Genomic DNA, 16,563 nt, shown 5'->3' with positions numbered 1-16,563 from the left:
GTCACACGTTACAGTTCGTGCATCCGGCCGGCTACAGCATATTTTCAACGCTCCGGCGCAAACTGCACTGGAACCTCATGCCTCAGCTTACCGACGAAATCGAGTAAACCCCATGCTGCGCAGCCTACACATCCATGACTTCGTCATCGTCGACCAGGCCGAAATCCAGTTTGATTCAGGCTTTACGGTTTTTTCAGGTGAAACCGGCGCCGGAAAATCCATACTCATCGACGCCCTTTCGCTGGCGCTAGGCACACGCGGCGATGCAGCCGCCATTCGCGAAGGCGCAACGCGCACCGACATCAGCGCCGTGTTCGAGGTTCCCCCCGAACTCGGCCAAGCCCTGGCTGAGCAAGACCTCGACCCCGAAGACCCCTTGGTGCTGCGCCGGGTCATCGACAACCAGGGGCGCAGCCGCGCCTATATCAACGGCATTCCGGCAACACTGACACAATTACGCCAGTGGGGCGAAGCCCTGGTCGATATTCACGGCCAACACGCCCACCAGAGCCTCTCCAAACCCGCCAGCCAGCGCGACATGCTCGACGCCCAGGGGGGGCACCACCAATGCGCCCACGAAACCCAGCAGGCCTGGCAGCGATGGCAGCACGCTGAAAAAACACTTGAAAAAGCCCGCAGCAGCCACGAAACCCTGCAACAAGAGCGCGAACGCCTTCAGTGGCAGATTCAAGAGCTTCAACGCCTGAACCCCGGCAAGAACGAATGGCAAACCCTTAGTGCCAACCACAGCCGGCTGGCCCACGCCCAGGCGCTGCTCGACGGCGCAACCCAGGCCCTGTCGGCGCTCGACAGCGACGAAGCCTCGGCACAGCATTTTCTCAGTGCAGCCGCGCATCAACTACGCCCCCTGCTGCGGCACGACCCCCACTTGCAAAGCATTTGCGACGCACTTGAATCGGCCCGCATTGCCGCCGCCGAAGCCGTCTCCGACCTTAACAGCTACCTCGACCGCCTCGAGCTCGACCCCGACTCCCTTGCCCAAGCCGAGCAAAGGCTGTCTGCCATGTTCGAAGCCGCCCGCCAGTTCAAGGTCGAACCCGACGAGCTTCCGGCCTTGCTTGAAACCCTGCAGGCACAACTGGCCGAAACCGACATGGCCGGCAACCTCGACGCCCTTGCCGAGCAGGCGCGCCAGGCACAGGCTGCCTATCAGCAGCACGCAAAGCAGTTAAGCGCGGCCCGCAAAAAGACGGCAGCCAAACTGGCCGCTCAGGTGACCGAGGCCATGCAGACGCTAGCCATGCAAGGGGGCCGTTTTGAAGTCTCGCTGCAAAGCGCCGCCCCTTCGGCACATGGCAACGAAACCATCGAGTTTCTAGTTGCCGGCCACGCGGGCGTTACGCCGCGCCCTCTGGGCAAGGTGGCTTCGGGCGGCGAACTGGCACGACTTTCCTTAGCGCTGTCGGTTATTGCCAGCCAGGCGGCGCAGGTGCCCACGCTTATTTTTGACGAAGTCGACACGGGGGTGGGCGGTGCCGTGGCCGAAGTGGTCGGACGCCTGCTTCGCGAACTGGGCGGGCGCCATCAGGTGCTGTGCGTTACCCACCTGCCCCAGGTGGCGGCCTGTGGCAACCACCATTACGAAGTTCGCAAGGCCACCGACGAGGGCGCCACGGTGTCGCAAATTCAGTTGCTTGGCGATACTGGGCGCATCGATGAAATCGCGCGTATGCTGGGCGGCCTGAAAATCACCGACACCACCCGCAAGCACGCACGCGAAATGCTTGCCTTGTAGGCCCATAACAAAACACCCCAAAGGTCGAGCGTTCGACCTTTGGGGTGTATATGCTGTAAGGGCGGCCGCTTACGCTACCTTGCCCTTGGGGTTGCAATCAGGGCAAATGCCATAAAGCAGCATGGTATGGCTTTCAAGCACAAACCCCTGATCTTTGGCGATTTTATGCTGGCGCTTTTCAATGTCTGAATCGGCAAACTCAACCACCTTGCCGCAATTGGTGCAAATCAGGTGGTCGTGATGGTCGCCGTCGTTGAGCTCAAACACGGCCTTGCCGCCGTCGAACTGGCTGCGCACCAATATGCCGGCCTGTTCAAACTGGGTCAGCACACGGTAGACCGTGGCCAGGCCAATGTCTACGTCTTCGTTGATAAGGGCACGGTAGACGTCTTCTGCGCTTTGGTGCCGGTGATCGGCTTTACGAAAAATATCCAGGATCTTCAGGCGCGGGAACGTCGCCTTCAGACCCATATTCTTCAATTCATTCTGGTCGTTCATGGATAAAATAGCTCTGGCAGAAAAATGAAGGTGACCCGGCAGGAGCCCGCAAGGGCTACCCACCCGGACGGACGCTAAGACGCGTTTGTTGTTCTGCCTTTATGATAACGGTTTTATTCGACTTGAATAACAGGGGCGCTTCGTGCTGACGATTGCAAAACCATTGGCTTTAAATTTGCGCAACGGCGTGGCCGTCTGCGTTCTGGCAGCGGCCTTATCTGCTTGCGGCAGCACCAAATGGGGTTTCCCCTACCGCGCCGACATCCAGCAAGGCAACTGGGTTACGGCTGAACAGGTGGCGCGCCTTGAGCAAGGCATGACCCGCGAGCAGGTGCGCTACGTACTGGGTACGCCCACGCTGAAAGACGTGTTCCATGCCAACCGCTGGGATTACCCGTACTACAACAAGCCGGGCTACGGCGAGGCCGAAGAGCGTCGCTTTACCGTCTGGTTCGAGAATGACCAGCTAGTGCGTTGGGAAGGCGACAAGCAACCCGACTACCAGCCGTTCCAGACCCCCGGCACCGACACGCCTGCCGACCAAAGCGGTGCAGGCCAACCCGCTGCGGGCGATCAGGCTCAGCCGGCTTCGTCTAGCGAAGACGTCCAGGCAGCGCCGGTGGGGCTCGATACCCCGTCGGTGCTTGAATCGGGCAGCACACCCAACGAGCCCGGTCCGCAACCGTTACGTTAAGGAATCAATCACATGCGCATAGCAATAGCAGGCGCCGATGGCCGCATGGGCCGCATGCTGATCGAGGCGGTGCTTGGCGCCGACGACCTCAAGCTTACCGTGGCGCTTGACCGCGCCGGCTCCGTTGCCCTGGGCCAGGATGCCGGCGCCTTTCTGGGGCGCGACACCGGCGTGCTGGTTACCGACAACCTCGAAGCCCTGAAAGACGCCGACTGCCTGATTGACTTCACCCGACCCGAAGGCACGCTGAACCACCTTCAGGTGTGCGCGGGGCTGGGCGTCAAATGCGTCATCGGCACCACGGGTTTCGACGAAGCCGGCAAGCAGGCCATTCAGGCCGCCGGCCAAAAAACAGCCATTGTTTTTGCGCCTAACATGAGCGTGGGCGTCAACGCCACGTTAAAACTGCTCGACGTCGCCGCCAAGCTGCTCAACAACGGCTACGACGTCGAAGTGTTCGAGGCCCATCACCGCAACAAGGTCGACGCCCCCTCGGGCACCGCCCTGGCCATGGGCGAGACCGTGGCCAACGCCTGGGGCGAAAAGCTCGACGACATCGCCGACTGGGCCCGCCACGGGCACACCGGCGCACGCGAGAACGGCCGAATCGGGTTTTCGGTGGTGCGCGGCGGCGATATTGTGGGCGACCACACCGTGTATTTTTGCGGCGACGGCGAGCGCATTGAGATCACCCACCGCTCAAGCAGCCGCGCCACTTACGCGCAAGGCAGCCTGCGGGCGGCTCGCTATCTGGCTCGCAAAGAGTTTGGCTTGTTCGACATGCAAGACGTGCTGTCGACCTGAACAGAAACCGGGGCCCTGCATTTGCACGGCCCCGATCCGTTTCCTGGTACCAACGCAGTGCAACGCAATAACGACACCACACGCGGTCAACGCACTGCCACGGGCTCCTGCTCCAGCAATACGCCAAAGCGCGCCTGAACGTCGTTCCGGACGCTTTGGGCCAGTTGATTGATGTCGTCGGCCGTTGCGCCGCCGTAATTCACCAGGACCAACGCCTGCTTGTCGTGCACCCCCGCGGGCCCCATGCGCCGGCCTTTCCAGCCGGCCTGATCAATCAGCCAGCCCGCCGCCAGCTTGTACGCCCCGCTTTCTTGCGGGTAAGCCACCACCGAGGGATACGCTGCACGAAGGCGCTGATAGTCGGCCGCGCTGACCACGGGGTTCTTGAAGAAACTGCCTGCATTGCCCAATATGGCCGGATCCGGCAATTTGCTGCGGCGAATATCGCACACTGCGTCATACACCCGCTGCGGCGTTACCGCAGCCCTGTCGCTTACCAACGGGTGCCCGGCCAGCGCCGGATAATCAAGCACCGGCTGCCACGCCCGCGACAAACGCAGCCGCAGCGCCACAATCAGCCACTGCCCCGCCTCGGCACGTTTAAACACGCTGTCGCGATATGCAAAGCCACAATCGGCCGGGGCCATTTCCACCATGCGGCCTTCGCGCAGATTCCAGGCCAACAGGCTATGGAAACGCTGATCCAGCTCTACCCCGTAGGCGCCGATGTTCTGCACCGGCGCGGCACCCACCGTGCCCGGAATCAGCGCAAGGTTCTCTAGCCCGTACCAGCCTTGAGCGACACAGTGCGAGACAAACGCATGCCAGTTCTCGCCACCCTGCGCCTCGACGATCAGCTCATCGCCTTGTTCGTGCAACAGCCTGATGCCTGCCGTTTCCACCTTGACGACCAAACCCGATACCTGAGGTTCAAGAATGACATTGCTGCCGCCCCCCAATACGAATGCCTTGCGGTATTGACCCACCGTTTCGGTGAGCCGCGGCAACTGCGAGGCATCAACATACCGAACCAGCGCCGCCGCCCTGCTGGGCAGACCCATGGTGTTGAAGGAAACGAGACTTTCGTCTTTGGTGATGGACAGCATTGAGAAATGTCAGTGAGCAGAGTTTGAATGTCGAAGATAATAAACGACGAAAGCAGCTTTCCATGGTCGCCGGCACCACAGCCGAAGCAACAAGCAACCCGAATCCCTTCGCGCGCAGTTGCACACTTAAAAAAATATGCTATAGTTACGCTCTTTCCTGGTAACGGGGAAGACACAAGGCAGTTGCAAGCGCTAGCGCAAGGCAAGCACCAAGGTGGTTTCAAACACCAACGTGATTTGCAAATGCCAAAAAAGCAAGATATAATCTTTTGCTTACCAAATGCGGGAATAGCTCAGTTGGTAGAGCGCAACCTTGCCAAGGTTGAGGTCGCGAGTTCGAGACTCGTTTCCCGCTCCAAATTCCTTAAAAAGGCCCAAACTTTTGTTTGGGCCTTTTTTCGTTTGGCAGTTTTTTTTTCGTACGGCGGGGTTGTGACTACGCTTAGCGAGTAAGCATTCGGGCCTGTGCTGCCCGTTATTCGGTTGCCTCGGACCACTGCGGATTCCAGACAACTTCCCATAGGTGCCCGTCTGGATCAAGGAAGTAGCCCGAGTACCCGCCCCAGAACGTATCGTGCGCCGGTTTGACAATAACAGCCCCGGCCGACTTGGCTTCGGCCATCACTTCATCAACTTCAGCTTTTGACGACACGTTGTGACCCAAGGTCATTTCAGTGGGATTACCAGCGCCGGCGACAAGGCCGGTGTCATGGGCGATGCTCGACCGGGGCCAAAGCGCCAGGCGAAGACCGGGCTGCAGATCAATAAACACAACAGCCCCATGCTCGAACTCTTTGCCCACAATGCCCTGCGTGGGAAAACCCAGCCCATCACGATAGAAACGCAATGAAGCTTCAAGATCGGTCACGCCGATAGTAATGACAGTAATGCGTGGCTTCATGGAGTCGACTCCGTTGGGTGCCTTATTAAGCTTGGTCGATAAAAGTCTATCACCGGTTACATTCATTGGCATGCTCAACGGCCGCAACTTTGGTAAGCTGAAGCTGCGCGTCGCCAGCGCATGAGGCCTCGCCGGCAAGCCCCCTCGCTTCCCCATCCACCATTCAAATAAGATACCTCATGAAAATTCTGATGATTCTCACGTCGCACGATCAGCTGGGCGACACCGGCAAGAAAACGGGTTTCTGGCTGGAGGAATTCGTCGCGCCTTACTACGTGTTCCAGGACGCTGGCGCGCAGATCACAGTGGCCTCGCCGCATGGCGGACAGCCACCGCTGGATCCGAACAGCGACGACCCATCGGCGCAGACCGATGCCACTCGCCGTTTCAAGGATGACCCTGCGGCTCAGGCCGTACTCGCCGGCACGCAGAAGCTGAAGGATGTCTCGGCCGCCGACTTCGACGCAGTGTTCTATCCGGGCGGCCACGGTCCGCTGTGGGATCTGGCCGAAGACGCCACATCGATCGCGCTGATTGAAGCCACGCTGGCCGCCGGCAAGCCAGTCGCTGCCGTATGCCACGCTCCCGGCGTGCTGCGCCACGTAAAGTCGGCCGATGGTAAACCGTTGGTCCAAGGCAAGTCGGTCACCGGTTTTACCAATACCGAGGAAGAGGCCGTCGGCCTGACCAAAGTGGTGCCGTTTCTGGTGGAAGACATGCTGAAAAAGAACGGCAGCAATTACAGCAATGGCGGTGACTGGCAGCCGTACGTTGTCTGCGACGGCCTACTCATAACCGGTCAGAATCCAGCATCATCCGAGCCCGCCGCAAAGGCGTTGCTGCAGATGCTGGGCGGATAAGAGACTATGCGGCAATTATCGACCTTCGAAATCTCGGCGGTACCCGCCAACTAGACCATTTACTCTTCGACAGCCTGCTCCAAGGCGTAGAGTAAAATTCGCCCCCCCATGCGCTTCTCCGACTTCGACCAACGTCTCGCCGCTCACGGCGCCCTGCCCGTCCATCGTGGCCGGGTCGTGCGCGCCTGGCTAAGAGGGCAAGCGCTCGACATCGGCACGCGACGACGGAGCTCCGAGCACTTTCTACCTCTCGCGCTGCGCGACGCCGTGCCTGCCTTGACGGCAGAACTGAACGGCCTGGCCCGCGTCCGCTCCGAACATGCCAGCAACGACGGTTCTCGCTTACTCATCGAACTCGCTGACGGGCAGCTGATGGAAAGCGTGCTGTTGCCGCGCGACGGGCTCTGCGTCTCCACCCAGGTCGGCTGCGCGGTCGGATGCCGCTTTTGTATGACCGGCAGGAGCGGCCTGATCCGCCAAGTCACGAGCATGGAAATCCTCGCCCAGGTCGTGCTGGCGCGGCGTCTGCGCGCGGTGAAGAAAGTCGTCTTCATGGGCATGGGTGAACCGGCGCACAATCTCGACAACGTGCTGGAAGCAATCGACCTGCTCGGCACCGAAGGCAATATCGGCCACAAGAATCTCGTGGTCTCCACCGTGGGCGACCTGCGCGTGTTCGAAGCCCTGCCGCAACAACGCGTCAAGCCTGCACTGGCGCTGTCGTTGCACACGACCAAAGCCGAACTGCGTGAACACCTGCTGCCCCGCGCACCGAGAATTTCGCCGGAAGAACTAATCGAACTTGGCGAGAGATACGCTCGCGACACCGACTATCCGATCCAGTATCAATGGACACTGCTCAAAGGCATCAACGACGGCGACGACGAACTCGATGCAGCAGTGCGTCTGCTCAAGGGCAAGTACGGCGTGCTCAATGTCATTCCCTTCAATAGTCTCGAAGGGGATGACTACCGGCGCCCCGATTCCGAACGCATCCGCGAGATCGTTCACTATCTGCAGAGCCGTGGTGTGCTGACTAAGGTGAGGAATAGCGCAGGGCAGGATGTGGACGGCGGCTGTGGCCAGTTGCGGGCGCGCGCTGTTGGCGCAGAGCACGCGGTCGAACTGCGGCTCAAGCGCACTACGAAGCCCGAAACCAGTTAACTTCGATATACTACGCAGCACGCAGGGGTACTTGCCGGTCGACAGGCCGGTGGGTTGAGAAAAACCCTTCGTACCAGTACGGATAACGCCGATGCTGGGAGCGTGCTCGTTATTCTTCAATCGACTTCGCGTCGTCAGCTTCACGAGATAGATCCCTATCGGCTCCATAACCCTTTTGGAGCTCACCTTTGAAAACCCACACCATCTTTCCCGCCCGTGATACGGCCATGACCTGCGCCGACCTCACGCACCTGCCCCGTTCCCGCAAGGTTTATCAGACCGGGTCCAGGCCCGATCTGAAAGTGCCGTTTCGCGAGATTTCGCAAGACGACACCCCTGCTGCGCTGGGCGGCCAGCCCAACCCGCCGATTACGGTATACGACACCAGCGGGCCGTACACCGACCCGAATGTGACGATAGACCTGACCCAAGGCCTGCCGCCCCTGCGTGAGCAATGGATCGCGGAACGCGGCGATACCGCCAGGCTCGACGGCATCAGCAGCCAATATGGCCGGCAACGCGAAAGCGACGAACGCCTGGACGCCATACGGTTTACTCGCACCAGGCCGCCTCGTCGCGCGCTGCCTGGACAGTGCGTGACGCAGATGCACTATGCGCGTCGCGGCATAGTCACCCCCGAGATGGAGTTTGTGGCCATACGGGAAAACTTGCGCCGCGAGCAATACATTGCCGCCCTGGCGGCTGCCGGCCCGGAAGGCGAGCGCGCCGCGCAACGCCTGCTGCGCCAGCACGAGGGGCAATCATTCGGCGCCGCCATTCCACCTTCGGTTACGCCGGAATTCGTTCGCGACGAAGTGGCGCGCGGCCGAGCGATCATTCCCGCCAACATCAATCACCCGGAATCAGAACCGATGATCATCGGCCGCAACTTCCTGGTGAAGGTCAATGCCAACATCGGCAACTCGGCCCTGGGGTCCAGCATTCAGGAAGAGGTCGAGAAGATGACCTGGGCGACACGCTGGGGCGGTGATACGGTTATGGATCTGTCGACCGGAAAAAACATCCACGAAACCCGCGAATGGATACTGCGCAACTCGCCGGTACCCATCGGGACGGTGCCGATTTACCAGGCGCTGGAAAAAGTGGACGGCCATGCCGAGGCTCTGACGTGGGAGATCTTCCGGGACACGCTGGTGGAACAGGCCGAGCAAGGCGTGGACTACTTCACGATTCATGCCGGTGTACGGCGCGAATTCATCGAGCTGACCACTCGGCGCCTGACCGGCATTGTTTCACGCGGCGGATCCATCATGGCAAAGTGGTGCCAGGCCCACGGACGCGAAAGCTTTCTGTATGAGCGCTTTGAAGAAATCTGCGAAATTATGCGGGCCTACGACGTAAGCTTTTCTTTGGGAGACGGCCTGCGACCCGGCTCGGGCCACGACGCCAACGACGAGGCCCAGTTCGCCGAGTTACGCACCCTGGGCGAACTGACGCAAATTGCGTGGAAGCACGACGTTCAAACCATGATCGAAGGCCCCGGCCACGTGCCCATGCACCTGATCAAGCAAAACATGGACCTCCAGCTTGAGCACTGCCACGAGGCGCCCTTCTACACTTTAGGGCCGCTTACCACCGACATCGCCCCCGGCTACGACCATATTACGTCGGGTATCGGCGCGGCCATGATCGCCTGGCACGGCACGGCCATGCTTTGCTACGTAACGCCCAAAGAGCACCTGGGCCTGCCCAACAAGCAGGACGTGAAGACAGGCATCATTACCTACAAGATCGCCGCGCATGCCGCTGACCTGGCAAAGGGTACGCCCGGCGCGGCCATTCGCGATAATGCCTTGTCGAAGGCACGCTTTGAGTTTCGTTGGGAAGACCAGTTCAATCTGGGCCTCGACCCCGAAACAGCGCAAGCGTTCCATGACGAGACCCTACCCAAGGACTCAATGAAGTCTGCACGGTTCTGCTCGATGTGTGGGCCGAACTTTTGCAGCATGAAGCTGACTCAGGACGTGCACGAAAACGCTAATTAAAAAGGGCGCCTTCCATATGCTGGCAGGGCGGCTACATCAAGCCGCCCAATAATTGATCAACGCACTGTCGGGCGACGATCCACTCTTCGTTGGTGGGCTCGACCCCAACCGCGACGTGGCTATTGGCCGCCGAAATTACGGGCGCGTCAGCCGCGTTGGCCGCGTCATCCAGGGTCAGGCCAAGAAAACCCAACTGACGACAAATGCGTTCTCGAATCGGTGCGCTGTGTTCGCCGACGCCGGCCGTGAACACCAATAGATCGAGCCCCCCCATGGCGAACACCATGGCACCGATCTCGCGGACGATGCGGCGCACATATAAATCGAGTGCGGCGCGTGCGCGCTTACCGGTGTCGTCGGTGCGCGACTCGGCCTGCAGCAGCACCCTGGGCTCGGACGACAGGCCCGACACGCCCAGCAAACCCGACTCGTAATACAGCACCTGCCCCACCTGTTCGAGGGTGAGCTTTTCGATCTCCATCAGATACAGCACGGCTCCCGGGTCGAGCGCGCCCGTACGGGTACCCATCATCAGACCGTCGAGCGACGAAAAACCCATGGTGGTTGCCACGCTTTCAAGGTTCTGCATGGCACACAGGCTGGCACCACTGCCCAGGTGCGCCACAATGACACGCCCTCTGGCCAGATCGCCATGGCGCTCGGCCAGGGCGATGGACATGTAATGATACGAAAGGCCATGAAAACCATAGCGCCGCAAGCCGCGTTGCCAGGCGTCCCACGGCAGCGGCAACATCTTTTCGACATCAGGCAAAGTGCTGTGAAAAGCGGTGTCGAAGCAGGCAACCTGAGGCGTGCCGGCGTTAGAGGCAAGTATCGACTCAATCGCCTCGATGGCAAACGGCTGGTGTAGCGGCGCCAGGGGTATATAACTTTTCAGGTCGGCCAATACTGAGGCATCGACCCGAACCGGCTGAAAGTACTTGGTACCGCCGTGCACGACACGATGACCGATGGCAGCCAGCTTTCGATCTCCCAGGCGCGCGTTAACCCGTGCCAATATGTGTTGAAGCGCAGCATGGTAGGGCTTGTTTGCATCCAGCGAAACCGGCGCCGGATCCACGCCGGTTTCACCGAAGGTGGGCGCCTTGTCGCCTATGCCCTGCACCTTGCCGTTCCATACCGGCCGGCGCGGCAACGGGGTGCGGCCTGCATCAAACACCGCGAACTTGACGCTGGATGAACCGCAATTAAGAACAAGGATCAAGTCGCCCTGGGTGGCGTAACGGTCGGCTGGGGTCATGGGGGGGAGGTCTGGAAATGACGCGACAACAACAGCGCAATGGCGCAAGAAGCCATGCGTGTTTCGCGTGAATCAGCGCGGCTGGTCAGCACAATGGGCACCTTGGCGCCCATCACAACCCCAGCGGTGGCGGCGTCGCCCATGAACTCAAGCTGCTTGGCCAGCATATTGCCACTTTCCAGGTCGGGCACCACCAGAATGTCCGCATGACCGGCCACTTCCGACCGTATGCCTTTGACACGTGCGGCAGAAATGGACACTGCGTTGTCGAACGCCAGGGGGCCGTCGAGCAACGCGCCGGTGATCTGGCCTCGTTCGGCCATTTTGCATAGGGCTGCCGCATCAAGCGTTGCCGGCATGTCGGGATTGACCGTTTCCACCGCCGCCAGAATGGCCACACGTGGCTCGGCCACGCCTATGGCATGGGAAAGCTCAATCGCGTTGCGAACGATGTCGGCCTTTTCAGCAAGCGTCGGTGCGATGTTGATGGCCGCATCGCTGATAATGAAAGGCCGCGGGTAAGCCGGAGTCTGCATCAGATAGCAATGGCTAAGACGCCGCTTGGTACGCAGGCAGGCCTTGGGATTCAACACCGCCCTAAGCAGTTCATCGGTGTGAAGGCTGCCTTTCATCAAGGCATCGACCTCGCCTTTGCCCGCCATTTGCGCGGCACGCTCGGCCGCCGCATGACTGTGCGGCACGTCTTCGATTTCGAGGCCGGCAATATCCAGCCCGGCGTCGGCCGCAGTGGCCAAAAGTTTGGCCTTGGGCGCCACCAGCACAGGCTCGATCAGCCCCGCCCTGTGCGCCTCCAGCGCACCCGACAGGCTCAGAAGGTCGCATGGGTGAACCACCGCCATGCGAATGGTGCCCAGGCTCTTGACCCGATCGAGCAGGCGCTGCAAGCCTCCACCGGAGTAAAGCCGCACCTCTGGCAACGTTGCACTGGCGCGCTCGATCTGCTGGGTTGCGGCAATTACAGTGGCTTCGCCCTCAATCGCGGTCTGGCCATGCTGGTTGACGCAACGGCAGGCAAGCACCACCTGCTTGGTTGCCGGATCAAGGCCGGTGACCGTAACGCTGATGGTCAAGGTGTCGCCCACCCGCACGGGTGCGCAAAACCTTAGGGTTTGAGCGCGATACGTGGCGCCCGGCCCCGGCAAGCGAGTACCCAGCACGCCCGAAATAAGGCTTGCGCCCCACATGCCGTGGGCGATGACGTCGTTCAGCTCGGTAGAGGCCGCAAACTCAGGGTCGATATGCTGCGGGTTGACGTCGCCCGAAAGTATGGCAAATAGCTGAATGTCTTCGGGTGTTAGTGTTCTTTCGATGCTTGCGCTGTCTGCGATCGAGATTTCGTCAAAGGGCCGGTTGCGCAACAAACCAGTTGGAAACGTATTGCTCAAGGAGTTTTCCATTCAGTTATTCAATACAAATGCTGGCCACCATTGATCGCCAAATTGCTGCCGGTCAGAAAGGCGGCGTTCTCGCTGACCACATACACGACCAAGTCGGCCACCTCGGCCGGTTCGCCCAGACGGCCAATGGGAATCTGCGGAATAATCTGCGATTCGAGTATGTCTTTGGGTACTTCGGCCACCATGGGCGTGTTCAGATACCCCGGCGAAATAGTGTTGACGGTAATGCCCTTACGCGCCACTTCCAGCGCCAACGACTTGGTAAACCCGTGAAGCCCCGCCTTGGCGGCGGAGTAGTTGGTTTGCCCAAACTGGCCCTTTGAACCGTTAACCGAAGAAATGTTGACAATGCGGCCCCAACCGCGCTCGAGCAGGCCGTCGATGAACGGCTTGGTCATGTTGTAGGCCGAATCCAGGTTGGTTCGCAAAACCGCGTCCCAGTTTTCTTTACTGAGCTTACGCAGCGTAGCGTCGCGGGTAATACCGGCGTTGTTGACGAGAATATCCACCTCGTGGCCATCGGCCTGGAGACGATCGGCCAGCGCCTGGGTAGAGGCGTAATCTGCCACATCAACCGGATACGCCTCAAACTCGTAGCCTTCGACGGCTTGTTGCTTTAACCAGCCCTGAGCATAGTCGCCGGAAACGTCGCCGTGCCCCTGGAAATAAGTAAGTAGCACCTTATGGCCGGCATCCTGCAAAGCGCGCGCTATGGCCAAGCCCAGCGTGCCAAACCCGCCGGTTACCAGCGCAGTACGTTGAATTGTCACGACCTGGGCTCCTTTTTTACTTTTGAGTGACATAAACACCCGGCGCGTCGCCCAGAACTTTGTAGCCCTTGCTGGGCGCACCCATGCGGGGCGGCTTGACCTGCGCACTGGAACGCCGGCTTAGCCATGCATCCCACTCGGGCCACCACGAGCCGTCTTTGTGATCGGCATACTCGGCCCATTCTTCAGGTGGCAGGTACAGCCCGCCTTCGGGACGCGTGTGAATTCGGTAATTTCGGCGAGGCCGCCCCGGTTCGCTGACGATGCCGGCATTATGTCCGCCGCTGGTCAGCACAAAAGTAAGCTCGGCGCTGGTAAGGTGGCTAAGCCTGTAGACAGATCGCCAGGGGGCTACGTGATCGGTCAACGTACCCACTGCAAATACCGGCCAGGCCAGATCACCCAACGACACGGCTCGTCCATCTACCTGATAGCGCCCCTCGCTGAGCTCGTCGTTAAGAAACAGGCGCCTCAGGTATTGCGAGTGCATTTTGGCCGGCATGCGCGTGGCATCGGCGTTCCAGGCCATAAGGTCGAACATTGAGCGGCGCTCGCCGAGCAGGTACTCGTTAACCAGCCGCGACCACAACAGGTCGTAAGAGCGCAGCATCTGAAAGGCGCCGGCCATCTGCTCGGCCCGCAAGCAACCCGCCCGGTTCATTTGGGCTTCAAGCAGGGTGACCTGGCTTTCGTCAATGAACAAACCCAACTCGCCCGGTTCGCTGAAATCGGTTTGCGCTGCAAAAAGCGTTAGCGACGCCAACCGCTCGGTTTCGCCGTCGCGCGCCATGGCAGCCGCCCCACTGGCAAGCAAGGTGCCGCCCAGACAATAGCCGGTGGCATGCACCTTGCGATTCGGAACAATGGCATTGACGGCATTGAGCGCAGCGCGAAAACCAAGCTCAAGATAGTCGTCCATGCCCATGTCGCGCAGTTCGGGACCGGGGTTGACCCATGAGATGCAAAACACGGTATAGCCCTGGTCGACCATGTACTTGATCAGGGAGTTATGAGGCGAAAGATCCAGAATGTAGTACTTCATGATCCACGCAGGAACCACGAGTATCGGCTCAGCATGCACCGTTTCAGTGGTCGGCGCGTACTGAATCAGCTCCATCAGTTCATTCTTGAACACGACCTTGCCGGGCGTGACAGCAACGTCGCGCCCAACCACGAAGTTCTCGGTGCCGTGCTGGGGCTGATCGGTAAGCACGCGCTGCATGTCTTCAAGCATGTAGGTCAGCCCGCGTATCAGGTTCACACCCCCTTCCTCGCGGGTACGCCGCCATACCACCGGGTTGGTAAATGGCAGGTTGCCGGGCGAAAGCATGTCGAGCCACTGGCGCGCCCAGAACGCCACCAAATTCTGATGGTGCGGATCAACCCCCTTGACGCCTTGGGTTGCTTGCTCCCACCACCGCTGGCTGTCAAGAAAATGTTGGCGCCAAACAGAAAACGGCCATTGATCCCAGGCCGGATCCGCAAAGCGCCCATCAGGCTTGGTGGATGAGTCTTGGGAGCCCTGTTGCCGGGGAGCCAGATTGGCGATGTGCTCGTTTGCCTGGGTGAGCGCCAATTGCCATAGATCAAGCCGCTTGCCGGGCGAGACCGCCAAATGAGAGGCCCAGTCTATCCACGCAAGCAGGCTGGACATAGGCGACAAGGAAGCATTGGCGCGCGCCCAGGCTGCATGCACAAGCGGATCGAGCGTCTCAGCCGCTGAAGCCGTGGAGTTTTTCAAGCAGACACCTTATATATCAACAAGTTGTATTGTTTTTTATATGTTAGCCACTTACGCCCTGCCCCATGACAACCCTTCCGTTGCCCACACCAAGCATGGCATGAATCAACGGTAAACCGGCGACGAGCAAAAAACAACTTATGCTTTGGCAAGCAGCTCGTCGCGAAGCTCGGTAAGAATGCGACAAAACACCGTGGCCGGCAGCGAGGTAAGGGGCGACTCGGGCTCGTTGCCCACTCGGTGAATCAAGGTGCTTCCGGCGGTAGACATCAATACTTGCGCAAGGCCCGCATTCTGAACAATACGCGCGCGAATGGCTTTTGCGATCAGCTCATGGTGTTCGGTTGAACCATAAGCCAGCTTTTTTCCCTCCCAATACGCACCGCTGCGATCAGCCGTGTCGCCCAGATGCTTTGCGTCCCAACCGCTGGACACAAAAGCCTGCTCGCGCCTGGGGTCATCTTCGGGAAACTTGATGCCCTGTATGAAGCCTTCGATGGACGCGAAAAGCTTACCGTCAATGGAAAATGGAGAAAGCTGGAAATTGGATAAGGCCACGCCCTTCCAGTCGGAAGAAGTGCTGGAAACGTTCAGTGTTGATTCGGTCTGACCCATCGTGCCCGCCTACTATGCATGGATGAAACCTTGGATTGTATCTTTGACTGTGGCTTGCAATAGCAGCAAGTTTAGATAGTGTATAATGGCAGGCTTAGCTCAACACGCTTATAAAAACCTTAAGAACAAAGCGGTTAAGTGATACGGCGCAATGGCAGAGTGGTTATGCAGCGGATTGCAAATCCGTGTACCCCGGTTCGATTCCGAGTTGCGCCTCCAGAATTTCAAATCTTGTTCAAGTACTCCACCCCCGTCTCCAGCCTGCCATTCGGGTGCAGTAGCATCCAGCGAAAGCCGGGGCCCAGGGCATCTAGCTGAAACTCTTTGCTGCGCGGTGCGAACTGAAACGCCGTAGAAGGCGATGCCAGCACCTGTATGGGCGGTAGTGCCGTCTTGTACCGTTTAGCGTCACGCTGAAACCAGTATTCGTGCTCTTGATGCACATGCCCGCACAGCACTGCCTGCACCTGTGGGTGCGGCGCCATGCATTCAAAAAAAGACGCCGAATCCATCAGCATGAATTCGTCGAGCCATGAACTATGTACCGGGACAGGATGGTGATGCACAACGACCAATACCGGACCCGTGGTGCCGTCTAGCGCCATGCTTAGGCCGTCGAGCGCACGCTTACTTAGTCGCCCCGCGTCCTGGCCCGGCAAACTGGAATCAAGCAGCACAATACGCCAGCCCGCAATGTCTATCCATTTTGGCGCCATGCCCTTGCAAATTTTGAAAAATGTGCCGGCATGGTCGTGGTTTCCGGGCAGCCCGTAAACCGGTGAGCGCAAACGCCGCATATGTTTAAGAAAACGTTCGTAGGCTGCTCTATGACCCGTGTCGGCAATATCGCCGGTCGCCAGCACCAGATCGGGCTCTTTATGCAGACGGCTGGGCAGTGCCTGAAGCACGGCTCCCAAGGTAGCATCGGTTAACACACCCGAGACCGGTACCGTTTCAGATGCTGCCAGA

Annotated in this window: 14 protein-coding genes, 2 tRNA genes and 2 pseudogenes; 9 read left to right on the top strand and 9 right to left on the bottom strand. The window is 59.5% G+C overall.

Annotation, left to right across the window (positions count from 1 at the left end):
• A pseudogene (ppnK, locus tag VL003_RS05795) lies at window positions 1-107 on the top strand (NAD(+) kinase); the annotation flags it as partial.
• 5 nt (window positions 108-112) lie between these two features.
• Complete coding sequence (gene recN / locus VL003_RS05790) at window positions 113-1,756, top strand: DNA repair protein RecN (protein ID WP_325440483.1); 1,644 nt, start codon at window positions 113-115, stop codon at window positions 1,754-1,756.
• A gap of 69 nt (window positions 1,757-1,825) precedes the next feature.
• Here recN and fur read toward each other — a convergent pair whose 3' ends face one another.
• Window positions 1,826-2,254, bottom strand: coding sequence for a ferric iron uptake transcriptional regulator (gene fur, locus VL003_RS05785; protein ID WP_325440482.1), 429 nt, complete (start codon window positions 2,252-2,254; stop codon window positions 1,826-1,828).
• A gap of 151 nt (window positions 2,255-2,405) precedes the next feature.
• Between fur and VL003_RS05780 the strand changes: the two genes are divergently transcribed.
• Complete coding sequence (locus VL003_RS05780) at window positions 2,406-2,948, top strand: outer membrane protein assembly factor BamE (RefSeq protein WP_325440485.1); 543 nt, start codon at window positions 2,406-2,408, stop codon at window positions 2,946-2,948.
• Window positions 2,949-2,960: 12 nt separating this feature from the next.
• Window positions 2,961-3,752, top strand: coding sequence for a 4-hydroxy-tetrahydrodipicolinate reductase (gene dapB / locus VL003_RS05775; protein WP_325440480.1), 792 nt, complete (start codon window positions 2,961-2,963; stop codon window positions 3,750-3,752).
• Between the two features lie 86 nt (window positions 3,753-3,838).
• Here dapB and murB read toward each other — a convergent pair whose 3' ends face one another.
• Complete coding sequence (murB, locus tag VL003_RS05770; RefSeq protein ID WP_325440478.1) at window positions 3,839-4,858, bottom strand: UDP-N-acetylmuramate dehydrogenase; 1,020 nt, start codon at window positions 4,856-4,858, stop codon at window positions 3,839-3,841.
• A gap of 282 nt (window positions 4,859-5,140) precedes the next feature.
• Between murB and VL003_RS05765 the strand changes: the two genes are divergently transcribed.
• Window positions 5,141-5,216: transfer RNA gene (locus tag VL003_RS05765), tRNA-Gly, on the top strand.
• A 117-nt stretch (window positions 5,217-5,333) separates the two neighbouring features.
• On the opposite strand, the gene VL003_RS05760 is transcribed toward VL003_RS05765, so the two are convergent.
• Window positions 5,334-5,759, bottom strand: a complete 426-nt coding sequence (locus tag VL003_RS05760) for a VOC family protein (RefSeq protein ID WP_325440477.1) — start codon at window positions 5,757-5,759, stop codon at window positions 5,334-5,336.
• Between the two features lie 179 nt (window positions 5,760-5,938).
• Here VL003_RS05760 and VL003_RS05755 point away from each other — a divergent pair, with 179 nt between their 5' ends.
• The 3 genes and pseudogenes from VL003_RS05755 to thiC all read left to right on the top strand — a co-directional run.
• Window positions 5,939-6,619 carry a type 1 glutamine amidotransferase domain-containing protein gene (locus tag VL003_RS05755; RefSeq protein WP_325440476.1) on the top strand — a complete coding sequence of 227 codons (681 nt, stop codon included), beginning with the start codon at window positions 5,939-5,941 and terminating at the stop codon, window positions 6,617-6,619.
• A gap of 108 nt (window positions 6,620-6,727) precedes the next feature.
• A complete protein-coding gene (locus tag VL003_RS05750; RefSeq protein WP_325440475.1) occupies window positions 6,728-7,783 on the top strand; it encodes an RNA methyltransferase in 1,056 nt (351 codons plus the stop codon).
• Between the two features lie 227 nt (window positions 7,784-8,010).
• Window positions 8,011-9,783, top strand: a pseudogene (thiC, locus tag VL003_RS05745) (phosphomethylpyrimidine synthase ThiC); the annotation flags it as partial.
• 37 nt (window positions 9,784-9,820) lie between these two features.
• On the opposite strand, the gene VL003_RS05740 reads toward thiC, so the two are convergent.
• The 5 genes from VL003_RS05740 to VL003_RS05720 all read right to left on the bottom strand — a co-directional run bounded on the left by VL003_RS05740 (window position 9,821) and on the right by VL003_RS05720 (window position 15,594).
• The gene (locus VL003_RS05740; protein ID WP_325440474.1) at window positions 9,821-11,050 is read right to left on the bottom strand and encodes an acetate/propionate family kinase; all 1,230 of its coding nucleotides are present in this window, start codon (window positions 11,048-11,050) and stop codon (window positions 9,821-9,823) included.
• Window positions 11,047-12,468 (bottom strand): bifunctional enoyl-CoA hydratase/phosphate acetyltransferase, encoded by a 1,422-nt coding sequence (locus VL003_RS05735; RefSeq protein WP_325440473.1) that lies wholly within the window; start codon window positions 12,466-12,468, stop codon window positions 11,047-11,049. The genes VL003_RS05740 and VL003_RS05735 overlap by 4 nt, the downstream gene beginning before the upstream one ends.
• 8 nt (window positions 12,469-12,476) lie before the next feature.
• A complete protein-coding gene (phbB, locus tag VL003_RS05730) occupies window positions 12,477-13,271 on the bottom strand; it encodes an acetoacetyl-CoA reductase (RefSeq protein WP_325440471.1) in 795 nt (264 codons plus the stop codon).
• The gene (locus tag VL003_RS05725; RefSeq protein WP_325440469.1) at window positions 13,255-14,979 is read right to left on the bottom strand and encodes a PHA/PHB synthase family protein; all 1,725 of its coding nucleotides are present in this window, start codon (window positions 14,977-14,979) and stop codon (window positions 13,255-13,257) included. Before VL003_RS05725 ends, phbB begins: the two co-directional genes overlap by 17 nt.
• A gap of 138 nt (window positions 14,980-15,117) precedes the next feature.
• Complete coding sequence (locus VL003_RS05720) at window positions 15,118-15,594, bottom strand: NADAR family protein (RefSeq protein WP_325440467.1); 477 nt, start codon at window positions 15,592-15,594, stop codon at window positions 15,118-15,120.
• Window positions 15,595-15,739: 145 nt separating this feature from the next.
• Here VL003_RS05720 and VL003_RS05715 point away from each other — a divergent pair.
• Window positions 15,740-15,813 (top strand) — tRNA-Cys (locus VL003_RS05715).
• Between the two features lie 5 nt (window positions 15,814-15,818).
• Here the strand turns inward: VL003_RS05715 and VL003_RS05710 are convergent.
• Window positions 15,819-16,563: metallophosphoesterase (locus tag VL003_RS05710; protein ID WP_325440465.1), on the bottom strand; the 745-nt coding region annotated here is incomplete at its 5' end.

This window comes from Pusillimonas sp. (assembly GCF_035515275.1).
Lineage (GTDB): Bacteria > Pseudomonadota > Gammaproteobacteria > Burkholderiales > Burkholderiaceae_B > Pusillimonas.
The sequence above is the reverse complement of the archived record's forward strand: the minus strand, read 5'-3'. Positions and strand labels throughout refer to the sequence as shown.

What these genes read in the sequence shown, in the direction of transcription:
- recN (WP_325440483.1), top strand. Translation starts at nt 113, where the DNA reads ATGCTGCGCAGCCTACACATCCATGACTTCGTCATCGTCGACCAGGCC.
- fur (WP_325440482.1), bottom strand. Translation starts at nt 2,254, where the DNA reads ATGAACGACCAGAATGAATTGAAGAATATGGGTCTGAAGGCGACGTTC.
- dapB (WP_325440480.1), top strand. Translation starts at nt 2,961, where the DNA reads ATGCGCATAGCAATAGCAGGCGCCGATGGCCGCATGGGCCGCATGCTG.
- murB (WP_325440478.1), bottom strand. Translation starts at nt 4,858, where the DNA reads ATGCTGTCCATCACCAAAGACGAAAGTCTCGTTTCCTTCAACACCATG.
- VL003_RS05760 (WP_325440477.1), bottom strand. Translation starts at nt 5,759, where the DNA reads ATGAAGCCACGCATTACTGTCATTACTATCGGCGTGACCGATCTTGAA.
- VL003_RS05755 (WP_325440476.1), top strand. Translation starts at nt 5,939, where the DNA reads ATGAAAATTCTGATGATTCTCACGTCGCACGATCAGCTGGGCGACACC.
- VL003_RS05750 (WP_325440475.1), top strand. Translation starts at nt 6,728, where the DNA reads ATGCGCTTCTCCGACTTCGACCAACGTCTCGCCGCTCACGGCGCCCTG.
- VL003_RS05740 (WP_325440474.1), bottom strand. Translation starts at nt 11,050, where the DNA reads ATGACCCCAGCCGACCGTTACGCCACCCAGGGCGACTTGATCCTTGTT.
- VL003_RS05735 (WP_325440473.1), bottom strand. Translation starts at nt 12,468, where the DNA reads ATGGAAAACTCCTTGAGCAATACGTTTCCAACTGGTTTGTTGCGCAAC.
- phbB (WP_325440471.1), bottom strand. Translation starts at nt 13,271, where the DNA reads ATGTCACTCAAAAGTAAAAAAGGAGCCCAGGTCGTGACAATTCAACGT.
- VL003_RS05720 (WP_325440467.1), bottom strand. Translation starts at nt 15,594, where the DNA reads ATGGGTCAGACCGAATCAACACTGAACGTTTCCAGCACTTCTTCCGAC.